Source organism: Actinomadura sp. J1-007, assembly GCF_009793335.1.
GTDB classification, from domain to species: domain Bacteria; phylum Actinomycetota; class Actinomycetes; order Streptosporangiales; family Streptosporangiaceae; genus Spirillospora; species Spirillospora yumaensis.
This window is the reverse complement of the sequence record NZ_WING01000001.1, coordinates 159,311-171,506: the sequence shown is the minus strand read 5'-3', so window position 1 is coordinate 171,506 and position 12,196 is coordinate 159,311. Positions and strand designations below refer to the sequence as shown.

14 protein-coding genes are annotated in these 12,196 nt (G+C 73.9%); 7 read left to right on the top strand and 7 right to left on the bottom strand.

Translation table 11 applies throughout. From position 1 onward, the window contains the following. The first annotated feature begins 9 nt into the window (after positions 1-9). From GEV43_RS49045 to GEV43_RS00795, 3 genes are all read left to right on the top strand, one after another. Positions 10-435, top strand: a complete 426-nt coding sequence (locus GEV43_RS49045) for a TraR/DksA family transcriptional regulator (RefSeq protein WP_309239987.1) — start codon at positions 10-12, stop codon at positions 433-435. A 68-nt stretch (positions 436-503) separates the two neighbouring features. Beyond that, positions 504-1,208: a signal peptidase II gene (locus tag GEV43_RS00800; RefSeq protein WP_309239372.1), complete on the top strand. Its 705-nt coding sequence runs from the start codon at positions 504-506 to the stop codon at positions 1,206-1,208. Then, the gene (locus GEV43_RS00795; protein ID WP_160819067.1) at positions 1,208-2,137 is read left to right on the top strand and encodes an RluA family pseudouridine synthase; all 930 of its coding nucleotides are present in this window, start codon (positions 1,208-1,210) and stop codon (positions 2,135-2,137) included. The genes GEV43_RS00800 and GEV43_RS00795 overlap by 1 nt, the downstream gene beginning before the upstream one ends. Before the next feature lie 39 nt (positions 2,138-2,176). Here GEV43_RS00795 and GEV43_RS00790 read toward each other — a convergent pair whose 3' ends face one another. From GEV43_RS00790 to GEV43_RS00780, 3 genes are all read right to left on the bottom strand, one after another. Beyond that, positions 2,177-2,491, bottom strand: coding sequence for an AzlD domain-containing protein (locus GEV43_RS00790; RefSeq protein ID WP_160819066.1), 315 nt, complete (start codon positions 2,489-2,491; stop codon positions 2,177-2,179). Continuing rightward, entirely contained in the window at positions 2,488-3,228 is a 741-nt protein-coding gene (locus tag GEV43_RS00785; RefSeq protein WP_160819065.1) for an AzlC family ABC transporter permease, read from the bottom strand. The genes GEV43_RS00790 and GEV43_RS00785 overlap by 4 nt, the downstream gene beginning before the upstream one ends. A 73-nt stretch (positions 3,229-3,301) precedes the next feature. Further along, positions 3,302-3,679, bottom strand: coding sequence for a chorismate mutase (locus GEV43_RS00780; RefSeq protein WP_160819064.1), 378 nt, complete (start codon positions 3,677-3,679; stop codon positions 3,302-3,304). Positions 3,680-4,216: 537 nt separating this feature from the next. Between GEV43_RS00780 and dnaE the strand changes: the two genes are divergently transcribed. Further along, on the top strand, positions 4,217-7,747 hold the full coding sequence (gene dnaE / locus GEV43_RS00775) for a DNA polymerase III subunit alpha (RefSeq protein WP_160819063.1): 3,531 nt from the start codon (positions 4,217-4,219) through the stop codon (positions 7,745-7,747). Positions 7,748-7,878: 131 nt separating this feature from the next. On the opposite strand, the gene GEV43_RS00770 is transcribed toward dnaE, so the two are convergent. Next, entirely contained in the window at positions 7,879-8,592 is a 714-nt protein-coding gene (locus GEV43_RS00770) for a DUF6882 domain-containing protein (RefSeq protein WP_160819062.1), read from the bottom strand. Between the two features lie 245 nt (positions 8,593-8,837). On the opposite strand from GEV43_RS00770, the gene GEV43_RS00765 reads away from it, so the two are divergent. Continuing rightward, entirely contained in the window at positions 8,838-9,416 is a 579-nt protein-coding gene (locus tag GEV43_RS00765) for a hypothetical protein (protein WP_164717162.1), read from the top strand. Here GEV43_RS00765 and ybaK read toward each other — a convergent pair. Continuing rightward, the gene (ybaK, locus tag GEV43_RS00760; protein WP_160819061.1) at positions 9,300-9,797 is read right to left on the bottom strand and encodes a Cys-tRNA(Pro) deacylase; all 498 of its coding nucleotides are present in this window, start codon (positions 9,795-9,797) and stop codon (positions 9,300-9,302) included. The two genes, GEV43_RS00765 and ybaK, sit on opposite strands and share 117 nt — an antisense overlap. A gap of 56 nt (positions 9,798-9,853) precedes the next feature. Then, complete coding sequence (locus GEV43_RS00755) at positions 9,854-10,543, bottom strand: LON peptidase substrate-binding domain-containing protein (RefSeq protein WP_160819060.1); 690 nt, start codon at positions 10,541-10,543, stop codon at positions 9,854-9,856. Positions 10,544-10,769: 226 nt separating this feature from the next. Between GEV43_RS00755 and GEV43_RS00750 the strand changes: the two genes are divergently transcribed. Next, positions 10,770-10,946 carry a hypothetical protein gene (locus tag GEV43_RS00750; RefSeq protein ID WP_160819059.1) on the top strand — a complete coding sequence of 59 codons (177 nt, stop codon included), beginning with the start codon at positions 10,770-10,772 and terminating at the stop codon, positions 10,944-10,946. 81 nt (positions 10,947-11,027) lie between these two features. Beyond that, positions 11,028-11,852 (top strand): PhzF family phenazine biosynthesis protein, encoded by an 825-nt coding sequence (locus GEV43_RS00745; protein WP_160819058.1) that lies wholly within the window; start codon positions 11,028-11,030, stop codon positions 11,850-11,852. Here the strand turns inward: GEV43_RS00745 and GEV43_RS49040 are convergent. After that, a complete protein-coding gene (locus GEV43_RS49040) occupies positions 11,821-12,183 on the bottom strand; it encodes a hypothetical protein (RefSeq protein WP_241682721.1) in 363 nt (120 codons plus the stop codon). The genes GEV43_RS00745 and GEV43_RS49040 overlap by 32 nt on opposite strands. Positions 12,184-12,196 lie beyond the last annotated feature (13 nt).

The window sequence follows — 12,196 nt, the reverse complement described above, 5'->3', positions numbered from 1 at the left end:
GCGGGCGGGGTGCCCGCGCAGGCCGCGGCGGGCGCGCCGGCCACGGCCGCCGAGCTGCCCGTCCGCGAGGGCGAGGAGCGCTGGACGAGCGCCGAGCTCGCCGAGGTCCGCACCGGGCTGGAACGGGAGATCGCCGCGTTCCGCAAGGAGATCGCGGCGTCGGCCAGCCAGATCGCGCTCGGCGACTCCAACGACGGCGCGGGCGACGACCAGGCCGACGCGGGCGCCAAGACCTACCAGCGCGAGCACGAGCTGGCCCTGTCCTACAATTCCCAGGACCTGCTCGCGCAGAACGAGCGGGCCGTCCACCGGATGGACGCCGGCACGTACGGGATATGCGAATCCTGTGCCCGGCCGATCGGCAAGGCGCGCCTGCAAGCGTTCCCGCGTGCGACCCTGTGTGTGACATGCAAACAACGCGAGGAACGTCGCTGAGCGACTCAACGAACCCACAGCGCGGGGCCGAGGGATCCACGGGATCTCCTCGGCCGCGCCGCGTCGGCGTGCTGGTCCTGGTGGCGGTGGCCGCCTACGCGCTCGACGTCGTGTCCAAGGCCGTCATCGTGGCCGCCCTCCAGGACGAGCCCCCCGTCCGGCTCCTCGGGGGCCTGCTGACGCTGCGCGAGACGCGCAACAGCGGCGCGGCGTTCTCGATCGGCACCGGCTACACCCTGATCTTCACGGTGATCGCGTGCGGGGTGGTCGTCGCCATCCTGCGCACGGCCCGCAACCTGCGGAGCCTGCCCTGGGCGGTCTGCCTCGGCCTGATGCTGGGCGGCGCGTTCGGCAACCTCACCGACCGGCTGCTGCGCGCGCCCGCGCCGCTGAAGGGCCACGTCGTCGACTGGATCGAGCTGCCGCACTGGCCGGTGTTCAACCTGGCCGACTCGGCGATCGTCTGCGGCGGCGTGCTGGCCGTCCTGCTGGCGGCGCGCGGCCTCCAGATCGACGGCACCCGGGTCACCGGCAAGGAGGAGGCCCCCGCCGAGCCCCCGGCCGAGGTCTCCGAGGCGAAGGACGGCGCGGCCCCGGCGGTCGCGCGCCCCTCCGCCGACGAGCCCGTTGACGAGCCCGCCGACGGGCCCCTTGGCGGTGCGGAACGTCCGGCCGGTCAGGAGCCCGAGCGCGAGCCGGTCTCCGGCGGCGGGCCCGAGGCCGCTCCGGAACGCCCGGCGGGCGAGGAGCGGCCGGCCGGGGAGAAGAGCTGATGGCGGACGTGCGCAGTATGCCCGTCCCCGACGGGCTGGAGGGCGAACGGGTCGACGCGGCCCTCGCCCGCCTGTTCGGCCTCTCGCGCGGGCGCGCGGCCGACATCATCGCGGCGGGCGACGTGCTCCTCGACGGCCAGGAGGTCGCCAAGTCCGAACGGCTCCAGGCGGGCGCCTGGCTGGAGGTGACCCTCCCGCCGCCGCCCTCGGCGCCGGTCCCGGTCGCCGAGCCGGTCCCCGGCATGGGCGTGCTGTACGAGGACGACGACATCGTGGTGGTCGACAAGCCCGTCGGCGTCGCCGCCCACCCGACCACGGGCTGGACGGGGCAGACGGTTCTCGGCGGGCTGCTCGGCGCCGGGCACACGATCGCCACGAGCGGCGCGGCCGAACGCCAGGGCATCGTGCACCGCCTCGACGCCAACACGACCGGCGCGATGGTCGTCGCCAAGAGCGAGATCGCCTACTCGCGGCTCAAGCGGGCCTTCAAGGAACGCCGCATCGACAAGCGCTACCGGGCCCTCGTGCAGGGGCATCCCGACCCGTTCCGCGGGACGGTCGACGCCCCGATCGACCGCCACCCGTCCGGCGACGGCCGGTTCGCGGTGGTCGCGGGCGGCAAGCCGTCGGTGACGCACTACGACACCGTCGAGGCGTTCCGCGCGGCCACGCTCCTCGACATCGACCTGGAGACGGGCCGCACGCACCAGATCAGGGTGCACATGTCCGCGATCCGGCACCCGTGCGCGGGCGACCTCGCCTACGGCGCCGATCCCGTCCTCGCCGAGCGCCTCGGCCTCCGGCGCCAGTGGCTGCACGCCGCGCGGCTCGGCTTCGAGCACCCGGCGCGGGGCGACTGGGTCGAGTTCGAGAGCCCGTACCCGGACGACCTGGCGCGCGCGCTCGACATCGTCTCCGCCGAGTCCTGACCCCGCCGCCCGCGCGTCCCGTACGCGCGGGCGGCGGTGTCAGAGACCGGCGAGGCGGAGGCCGGCGGCGACGGCGGCGGCCACGGCCAGCACCACCAGGAACGGCGCGCGCAGCAGCAGCGCGCCGACGGCGGCGCCGAGCCCGGCGAGCCTCGGCGCGTCCAGCTCCAGCGACGGGCCGTCCGCCGCGAGCGTCTGGACGGCGATCAGGGCGGTGAGCAGCGCCACCGGGACGAGCTCGGTGAAGCGCCGCACCCTCGGGTCGTCCAGGATCCGCTGCGGCATCACCAGGCCGCCGAACTTGAGCGCGTAGCAGCCGAGCCCCGTCACGATCACCGCGATCCACACGTTCACGAGCCGCCTCCCGCTTCCGTGCCCCGCGTGCCGCCCGTGCCGCCTGTATCGGGCGTGTCGGCTGGGTCCTGCGGGTCCTGCGGGTCCTCGGCACGGCGGCGGCGGGTGGGGAGGAAGCCCGCGAGGGTCGCGGTGGCGGCCAGCATGACGGGCACGCCGGACGGCAGGAGCGGGGTGGCCGCGATGGCGATCACCGCGGCGGCCGCCGCGACGCGCGCCTCGGCGCGCCCGGCGGTCAGCCTCGGCCAGAGCAGCGCGAGGAACACCGCGGGGCCGAGCACGTCCAGGCCGTACCGCTCCGGATCGCCGAGCCGGGCGGCGCCGAGGGCGCCGAGCAGCGTCGTGGCGTTCCAGGTCGCGTAGAGGGTGAGCCCGGTCGTGAAGAAGCCGGTCCGCGCCGACGCCCGGTCGGGCTGGGCGGTGGCGACGGCGGTCGTCTCGTCGATCACCACGTGGGCGGTGAGGACCCGCCGCACGCCCCGCACGCGCAGGACGTCCGCGAGGCGCAGGCCGTAGAGGGCGTTGCGGCCGCCGAGCAGGACGGCGCCGAGCGTCCCGGCGACCAGCCCGCCGCCCCCGCCGACCACCCCGGCCAGCGCGAACTGCGAGGCGCCGGTGAACGCCAGCAGGCTCAGCATGCACGCCTGCGCGGCCGACAGCCCGGCCGTGACCGCCGCCGCGCCGTACGCGAACCCCGACACCCCGACGGCCAGCCCGACGCCGAGCCCGTCCCGCACGGCGCTCCGGACCGCGTCCGGGCCGTTCGCGGGCGGCGGTTCCGGGCCGGGCGGGCTTGGACGTCCACGGCGGTCAGACCGTGCGGCGGGAGCGGTCTTCGGCGGCCTCCAGGCCGGCCTCGATCACGGCGGCCATGATGCGGGAGAGCCGCTCGGCGCCGAGGGACGGGGCGCGCAGGGCCATCGCCTCGACGATCCGGCGCTCCCGCTCGGGGTCGCGCCCGGCGAAGCCGCCGACGGGCTTGAGCCGCTGGACGACGGCCGCGATGCCCGCACGGCGCTCCAGCAGCACGGCCAGGGCGGCGTCGATCTCGTCGATCGCGGCGCGCGCCTCCGGCAGCGTGGCGGGGGCGGCGGGGCCGTCCAGCCGCAGCGTCAGCCCGGCCGGGCCGTGCTGCTCCGCGGCCCGGGGCGCGCCGCCGTTGGCGGGCTCGGTCGTCGGATCGGTCATGTGGGGGTTCCCTCTCTCGCGGGCGGCCGTCCGCGCAGGGAACGTGCCGTCCGCGCCCGGGGCCGCGCTCTCGGATGAGCGGTGCTCGACCATGAAAAAGGCAGAGCCCTCGTGGGCTCTGCCTCTCGCCGGCTCCGGGGTCGTCGCTCAGGTCGCGTGGACCGGCTCACCCGGAGCCGGCCGCGTAAAGCCGAAACAGCGACGTTCCATGCCCGCAATGGTACGGGGCCGGGACGATGCCGCGTCAACTTCCGGACGCCGCGTCTCGTTCCCTGAGACACCCGCTGACGGCCGGAAACGGCGGCGGAGGCGGGCCGGGCGGGGGCGGCCGGCAACGGTGGGTAGTGGGGTGTTCGGGGCGGATGGGGCATCCGGAGTGTCGGGGCACGGGCGGGCGGCGGGGCGGGTTAGGCTCTCAGGACCGCGTCATTCCGGAGCGCGTTCCGGGGTGGCGATCTTCCCCCGGGACCTAGAGGGCGCCGACGCGTGCGGACCGCACGCGGGCGGTCGCATGCGAAAGCTGGAGGCGCAGAAGGCATGGCCGACTCGTTCGTTCATCTGCATGTCCATACGGAGTACTCGATGCTGGACGGCGCCGCGCGGTTGAAGCAGATGTTCGAAGAGGTCGGCCGGCAGAAGATGCCCGCGATCGCGATGACCGACCACGGCAACATGCACGGGGCCTACGACTTCCACAAGCAGGCCACGGCGGCCGGGGTGACGCCGATCATCGGGATCGAGGCGTACATGGCGCCCGAGTCCCGCTACCACAAGAAGAAGGTCCAGTGGGGCGAGCCGAGCCAGAAGCGCGACGACGTCTCCGGCGGCGGCCTGATCAACCACAAGACGCTGTGGGCGCGTAACCGGACGGGCCTGCACAACCTGTTCAAGCTGTCGAGCCGGGCGTTCACCGAGGGCTTCGTCTTCAAGTACGCGCGGATGGACGAGGAGCTCCTCGCCGAGCACGCCGACGGGCTGATGGCGACGACGGGCTGCCCGTCCGGCAAGGTCCAGACGCGGCTGCGGCTCGGGCAGTTCGACGAGGCGCTGAAGGCCGCGGCGACGTTCCAGGACATCCTCGGCAAGGACAACTACTTCCTGGAGCTGATGGACCACGGGCTCGACATCGAGCAGCGCGTCCGCCAGGGCCTGCTCGACATCGGCAAGAAGCTCAACATCCCGCCGGTGGTGACCAACGACTCGCACTACACGCACGAGAGCGAGGCCACGGCGCACGACGCGCTGCTGTGCGTGCAGGTGGGCAAGCAGCTCGCCGACCCCGACCGGTTCCGGTTCAACGGCAGCGGCTACTACCTCAAGACCGCCGACGAGATGCGCTCGATCGACCAGTCCGAGGCGTGGCTGGAGGGCTGCAAGAACACCCTGATGATCGCCGAACGGGTCGAGCCGGAGGGGATGTTCGAGTACCGGGACCTCAGCCCCCGCTTCCCGGTGCCGGAGGGCGAGACCGAGGAGACCTGGTTCCGCAAGGAGGTCTGGAAGGGGCTGGAGCGCCGCTTCCCGGACGGCCTGCCCGACGGGTACCGGGAGCAGGCCGAGTACGAGATGGGCGTCATCCTCGGCAAGGGCTACCCGTCGTACTTCCTCGTCGTCGCCGACTTCATCATGTGGGCCAAGGAGAACGGCATCCTGGTGGGCCCCGGGCGCGGCAGCGCCGCGGGCTCGCTGATCGCCTACGCGATGGGGATCACCGACCTCGACCCGATCCCGCACGGGCTGATCTTCGAGCGGTTCCTCAACCCCGAGCGCGCCTCGATGCCCGACATCGACATCGACTTCCCTGAAGACCGGCGGGCCGAGGTGATCCGCTACACCACCGAGAAGTGGGGCGAGGACAAGGTCGCCTACATCGCCACGTTCGGCACCATCAAGGCGAAGGCCGCCATCAAGGACGCGGGCCGCGTCCTCGGCTTCCCGTACGCGCTCGGCGACCGCATCTCCAAGGCGTTCCCGCCCGCCGTGATGGGCAAGGACATCCCGCTGTCGGGGATCTTCGACGACAAGCACCCGCGCTACGGCGAGGCGGGCGAGCTGCGCAAGCTGTACGAGGACGAGGCCGACGTCAAGCAGATCATGGACCTGGCGCAGGGCCTCGAAGGGCTGATCCGGCAGACCGGCGTGCACGCCGCCGGGATCATCATGTCCGGCGAGACGATCACCGACCACGTGCCGGTGATGCGCCGCGACGCCGACGGCGCGATCATCACGCAGTTCGACTACCCGACCTGCGAGACGCTCGGCCTGCTGAAGATGGACTTCCTCGGCCTGCGCAACCTGACGATCATCGACGACGCGCTCAAGGGCATCAAGAAGAACAAGGGCATCGACGTCGACCTGCTCTCGCTGCCGCTCGACGACCAGCCGACCTACGACCTGCTGGCGCGCGGCGACACGCTCGGGGTGTTCCAGTTCGACGGCGGCCCGATGCGCTCGCTGCTGCGGCTGATGAAGCCCGACAACTTCGAGGACATCTCCGCCGTCGGCGCCCTCTACCGGCCGGGCCCGATGGGCGCCAACTCGCACACCAACTACGCGCTGCGCAAGAACGGCCAGCAGGAGATCACCCCGATCCACCCGGAACTGGAGGAGCCGCTCAGGGAGATCCTCGACACGACCTACGGCCTGATCGTCTACCAGGAGCAGGTCATGGCGATCGCGCAGAAGGTGGCGGGCTACACGCTCGGCAAGGCGGACCTGCTCCGCCGCGTCATGGGCAAGAAGAAGAAGGCCGAGCTGGACGCCCAGTTCGTCGGCTTCGAGCAGGGGATGATCGACAACGGCTTCTCGAAGGAGGCCGTCAAGACCCTGTGGGACATCCTCGTCCCGTTCTCCGACTACGCGTTCAACAAGGCGCACTCCGCCGCGTACGGGCTGGTGTCGTACTGGACGGCGTACCTCAAGGCCAACTACCCGGCCGAGTACATGGCGGGCCTGCTCACCTCCGTCGGCGACGACAAGGACAAGAGCGCGCTCTACCTGTCGGAGTGCCGCCGCATGGGCCTGAAGGTGCTGCCGCCCGACGTCAACACCTCCGAGGCCGACTTCACCCCGCTCGGCGACACCGAGATCCGCTTCGGCCTGTCGGCCGTCCGCAACGTCGGCACGAACGTGGTGGACGGCATCGTCGCCGCGCGCAGGGAGAAGGGCGCCTACGCCGACTTCAACGACTTCCTCAACAAGGTCCCGCCGATCGTCTGCAACAAGCGGGTCGTGGAGTCGCTGATCAAGGCGGGCGGGTTCGACGAGCTCGGCCACGAGCGCAAGGCCCTGCTGATGGTGCACGAGCAGGCGATCGACTCGGTCATCGACATCAAGCGCAAGGAGGCGATCGGGCAGGACTCGCTGTTCGGCGCCCTGGAGAACGACGGCGGCGACGACGCGTTCGCCGTCGTGATCCCGGAGGGGGAGGAGTGGGACAAGACCACCCTCCTGGCGTTCGAGCGGGAGATGCTCGGCCTGTACGTCTCCGACCACCCGCTGCTCGGCGTCGAGCACATCCTGGAGCGCGAGGCCGACTGCACGATCGCCGTCCTGAACGGCGGCGAGCGCCCCGACGGCCAGGTGGTCGTCGTCGCCGGGCTGCTGTCGGGCCTCCAGCGCAAGGTGACCAAGCAGGGCAACTCGTGGGCGATGTTCCAGCTGGAGGACCTCGGGGGCTCGATCGAGGTCATGTGCTTCCCGTCGTCGTACCAGCTCTGCTCCACCCTGCTCGCCGAGGACGCCATCCTCGTCGTCAAGGGCCGCCTGGACCGCCGCGAGGACGTCGCGAAGATCATCGCGATGGAGGTGATCCAGCCGGACCTGACCATCACCGACGCGACCGGCCCGCTCTCGGTCACGCTCCCGCTGGGCCGCTGCACCCCGCCGGTCGTGTCCCGGCTGAAGGAGGTCCTGGTCACCCACCCCGGCTCCGCCGAGGTGCACCTCCACCTCCAGAACGGCCCCCGCATCACGGTCGTCCGCCTGGACGACAAGCTGCGCGTGGCCCCGTCCCCCGCCCTGATGGGCGACCTCAAGCAGCTCCTGGGCCCGTCCTGCCTGGGCTGACCTACCGAAGCCTCTGAAGGAACCCGCGGCGGCCGTCCCGCTCCAGCCCGAGCGAGGACGGCCGCCGCACGCTGCGCCTAGGAACCGCGCGCCGTGCCTAGGGAAGCCTCAGCCCGTCCGTGCTTGTCGGGTCAGGCGAGGGCCGTGGGGCGGGGCTTGGAGACGGTCCGCCCTTCCCAGTGGGTGAAGCGGCCCATGCCGTCGAAGTGGGCGCGGGCGCGGCCCCCGTCGCGGAGGCGGAGCTCGGTGAGGCCGTCGGTCTCGCGGTACGGGACGCGGTGGTGGCTCAGCAGGCGCGCCAGGGTGAGGCGCGGGTCGCGGGGGAAGAGGCTGACCGCGTTCATGAGCAGGCGGGGGAGCGGGACCGGGTCCCACGCGGCGGGCGGGGCCTGCGGGTCGTCGACGTGGAGGTACGCCGAGCCGCCGTCGTAGCCGGCGCCGATGTAGCCGCCTCCGCCGAGGACGCCCCCGGCGGCCATCGCGATCAGCTCGCCGCCGTGCCCGGCGGGCCCCTCGTACCAGGACAGGTCGACCTCGGGCGTGGTGAACTCGGGGATGCCGAGCCGTTCGCCGAGGGCGGGGATGACCAGGGTCGGCCCGACGGCGGGGTGGCCGTCGCCGAACTGGGGGTTGGCCCAGCCCCACAGCCAGGTGCGCTCGCGGGCGGCGTAGCTGCCGAGCAGCGACACCCGCACCGTGACGCCGCCGCTCGCGTACGTGCGGGCGGTCAGGTCGGCGCTCCAGTCCTCGCGCGGAAGGAACTCGGCGAGGGTCTCCTGCTGCTGGAGGACGACCGCGGCCAGGGCTGCGCCGAGGCGTTCGAACGCGGGACTGAATCCGGACATGTCGGGCACATTATTCCAGATGAATCGGGCCGTTCGGGGGCGGGAATCGGACAGTGCTGGATTGTCGATCGGCCGTTCGGGGCAGGCTAGGCTTTCGCTGCCGGGATCATTCCCGGTGGCGGTCCCCGGGACACCTGGGGGTTCGCCCGGACGGCGCCCGGCCGTCCTTGCGGACGTGGCCCCCCGCGGGGCACCTGACCTTTCCACTAGGAGCGTACGAGGTGCGGCGACCGACCGGGAGGGCCTTGCGAACCTGGGCGGTCACCACGGCGGTCGTGGCCGTCCTCGGCCCGCTCGCCGGGCTCCTCTGGCACGCGATCGTCCCGGACGTGGCGTACGTCGTGATCCAGGGCGAGGCGCTGCTCGCCGACCCCGAGGGGCAGGGGCCCATCGGCGTGGACGCCAGGTTCGCCCTGATCGGCCTGGTGGCCGGAGCGCTGTGCGGCGTCGCCGGCTACCTCGCGGGCGGGCGCCGCAACGACCTGCCGCTGCTGTTCGGGCTCGTGGTCGGCGGGGCCGCCGCGTCGCTGCTGGCCTGGCGCGTCGGCCACCAGATCGGCCTGGCCGACTTCCACCGGGCGGTGCGCGGCGCGCCCGACGGCAGGAACGTCACCGGGGTCGCCGACCTGCGCGCGACCGGCGTCCTGGTGTTCTGGCCGCTGGTGTCGGCCGCCGTGTACGGGCTGCTGGAGATGATCGTCAAGCGGCTACCGGCGCGCGATGGCGGCGAGCCGGGCGCCGGTGAGGCGGACCAGGTCGGCGGGGGCGAGCTCGATCTGGAGTCCGCGCCGTCCGGCCGAGACGTAGACCGTCGCGAACCCTGACGCCGACTCGTCCACCACCGTCGGCAGCCGCCTGCGCTGCCCGAGCGGGCTGATCCCGCCGACGACGTACCCGGTGGCGCGCTCGGCGTCGCGCGGGTCGGCCATCTGCGCCTTCTTCCCGCCCGCGGCGGCGGCGAGCGCCTTCAGGTCCAGCGTCCCCGACACCGGGACCACCCCGACCGTCAGCCGCCCGTCCACCTCGGCGAGCAGCGTCTTGAAGACCCGCTCGTGCGGGACGCCGAGCGCGTCGGCCGCCGCCGCGCCGTACGACTCGGCGTCCGGGGGCGGCTCGTACGGGTGCAGCGTGTACTCGATCTCCGCCTCGGCCGCCGCGACGGTCGCGGGCGTCCCCCTGCCTCCGGTCGACCTTGCTGGGCTCATGCCACCAGTGTGCCCGCGCCGATCTTCCGGCGCCGCCGCACCCCGCCGCGCGCGGCTCAGTTGGGCGTGAACGACCCGTCCAGGAACTGCCCCGCCGGGACGGTCGGCAGCACGTCCAGCAGGCGGTTCTCGCGGGCGAGCAGGTCGCGTTCGGCGCGCAGCCGCAGCGTGGCGTCCTCGGCCTCCAGCAGCCGCTGCTTCTCGTGCCCGTCCAGCACGATCGACGCGGCGATCAGGTACGACAGCCGCACCGGGTCGTCCGGGAGCGTGATCGGCTCGATCTCCCCGCGGCCGTCCGCGGGGTCGCCCGGGTCGGCGCCAGCCGCGGCCAGCCGGTGCCGGTACAGGTGGAACTGCTGCCGGACGCGGCGCGCGAGCGGGCCGGGCTCGGCGCCGGGCTCCTCCGGCAGGATCTCCACGTCGCCGCGCAGGTACGGGCGGCCCCGGTCGATCTCCTTGAGCCGGAACCGGTCGCCGCCGACCGCGACGATGTCGTACCGGCCGTCCGGATGCGGGGTGACCTCCCGCAGCTCGGCGACGCAGCCGACGTCCGCGAGCCGCCGCGCGGCGCCTTCGCCGACCTCGTGGCCGAGCTCGATGCCGACCACCCCGAGCCGCCTCGGCTCGGGCCGTTCGAGCAGGTCGCGGACCAGGAGGCGGTACCGGTCCTCGAACAGGTGCAGCGGCAGCACCAGGCCCGGGAACAGGACCGTACCCAGCGGGAACAGCGCAAGCCGGTCGGTCACCGTGCCCTCCCACGCTCGGGGCGGCCCAGGGGCGGCGCCCTCCGCGCCAGGGTACGTCCGGATCCGGGACGGGTCATCACCCGAACGGGCCACACCCGTTCGGGGCACGGGGGCATGGTCATCCCCGGCCACTTCGCGCGGTCCGCGCGCCCCGGCGGGCCGCCGCCGCTACGTTCGGGACCGATCCCGGGGGTTCGCCTCCCGGGCGGACCGTGGAGAGCGCCCCATGTGGCTCAACCTTCTGCTCCTGAGCGCGGCGAGCCTCGCCGTCGGATTCGTCCTCGGCTGGATCGCCGCCTGCCCGCGCCGCTGGGACGCCCGCTTCCGCGACGAGCCCGGCCCCGCCCGCGAGGACCTCCCGCCCTTCGCCCCCGCCGCGCCCCGTACGCCCACCCGGGCCTGACCCCCGGCCCGTCCGCGGACCGGGCCACTCGTCGGGATTGGCCGTGTCGGAACGGGAGCCGCCGGTTCTAGGCTCGTCGGCATGAGGATGCTCGTCGTCGACGCTTTCACCGACCGTCCGTTCGCCGGGAACCCCGCGGGCGTCTGCCTGCTGGGCGAGGCCGCCGACCCCGGCTGGATGCAGCGGGTCGCCGCGGAGATGAAGCACTCCGAGACCGCGTTCGTCCGGCCGGTCGACGCGCCGGACGCCGACTTCGAGCTGCGCTGGTTCACGCCGCTGGTCGAGGTGGCGCTGTGCGGGCACGCCACGCTGGCGTCCGCGCACGCCCTGTACGCCACCGGGACCGTCGCGCCGGACCGCCCGATCCGGTTCCAGACGCTCAAGAGCGGCGTGCTGACGGTCACGCGGGCCGCGGACGGGGCGCTGGAGATGGACTTCCCGTCGGTGCCGCCCGTCCCCGCCGACGCCCCCGCCGGGCTCGCCGAGGCGCTCGGCGGCGGGACCCCCGCGCGGCTCCTCGGCGTCGGCCGCAACGCGCAGAACGACCTGGTCGTCGAGGTTACCGACGAGGCGGCGGTGCGGGGCCTCGCGCCCGACATCGCGGCGCTCGGCCGGATCGACGCGCGCGGGGTCGTCGCGACGGCCGCCGCCGAACCGGGCCGGGCGTACGACTTCGTCTCCCGGTTCTTCGGCGCCCGCGTCCTGCTCGGCGACGGCGAGGACCCGGTGACCGGCTCGGCCCACTGCGCCCTCGGGCCGTTCTGGGCCGGACGGCTCGGCCGCGACGACCTCGTGGGCTACCAGGCGTCCGAGCGCGGCGGCCTGGTGCGGGTCTCCACGCGCGGCGACCGCGTCCGCCTGGCGGGGACGGCCGTCACCGTCCTCGACGCCGCCCTCGCCGTCTGAGCCGGGCGGCGCGCGCCGGGGACGGCGCGCCGTCCGCGCCGTCCGCGCCGTCCGCGCCGTCCGCGCCGTCCGCGCCGTCCGCGCCGTCCGCGCCGTCCGCGCCGTCCGCGCCGTCCGCGCCGTCCGCGCCGTCCGCGCCGTCCGCGCCGTCCGCGCCGTCCGCGCCGTCCGCGCCGTCCGCGAGGCCGCGCCGTCCGGGCCGTCCGGGCCGTCCGGGCCGTCCGGGCCGTCCGGGCCGTCCGCGCCGTCCGCGCCGTCCGCGAACCCGGGGCGGCCGGGGCTGATGGGTGCGTCTCGGGACGTGAGACGGTGCACGGGGGACGGGTGCCACTCCGTAGACTGGA

Bases quoted from the DNA above. Each gene is read 5' to 3' on its own strand.
- GEV43_RS00795 (WP_160819067.1), top strand. From the start codon at position 1,208: ATGGCGGACGTGCGCAGTATGCCCGTCCCCGACGGGCTGGAGGGCGAA.
- GEV43_RS00780 (WP_160819064.1), bottom strand. From the start codon at position 3,679: ATGACCGATCCGACGACCGAGCCCGCCAACGGCGGCGCGCCCCGGGCC.
- dnaE (WP_160819063.1), top strand. From the start codon at position 4,217: ATGGCCGACTCGTTCGTTCATCTGCATGTCCATACGGAGTACTCGATG.
- GEV43_RS00770 (WP_160819062.1), bottom strand. From the start codon at position 8,592: ATGTCCGGATTCAGTCCCGCGTTCGAACGCCTCGGCGCAGCCCTGGCC.
- ybaK (WP_160819061.1), bottom strand. From the start codon at position 9,797: ATGAGCCCAGCAAGGTCGACCGGAGGCAGGGGGACGCCCGCGACCGTC.
- GEV43_RS00750 (WP_160819059.1), top strand. From the start codon at position 10,770: ATGTGGCTCAACCTTCTGCTCCTGAGCGCGGCGAGCCTCGCCGTCGGA.
- GEV43_RS00745 (WP_160819058.1), top strand. From the start codon at position 11,028: ATGAGGATGCTCGTCGTCGACGCTTTCACCGACCGTCCGTTCGCCGGG.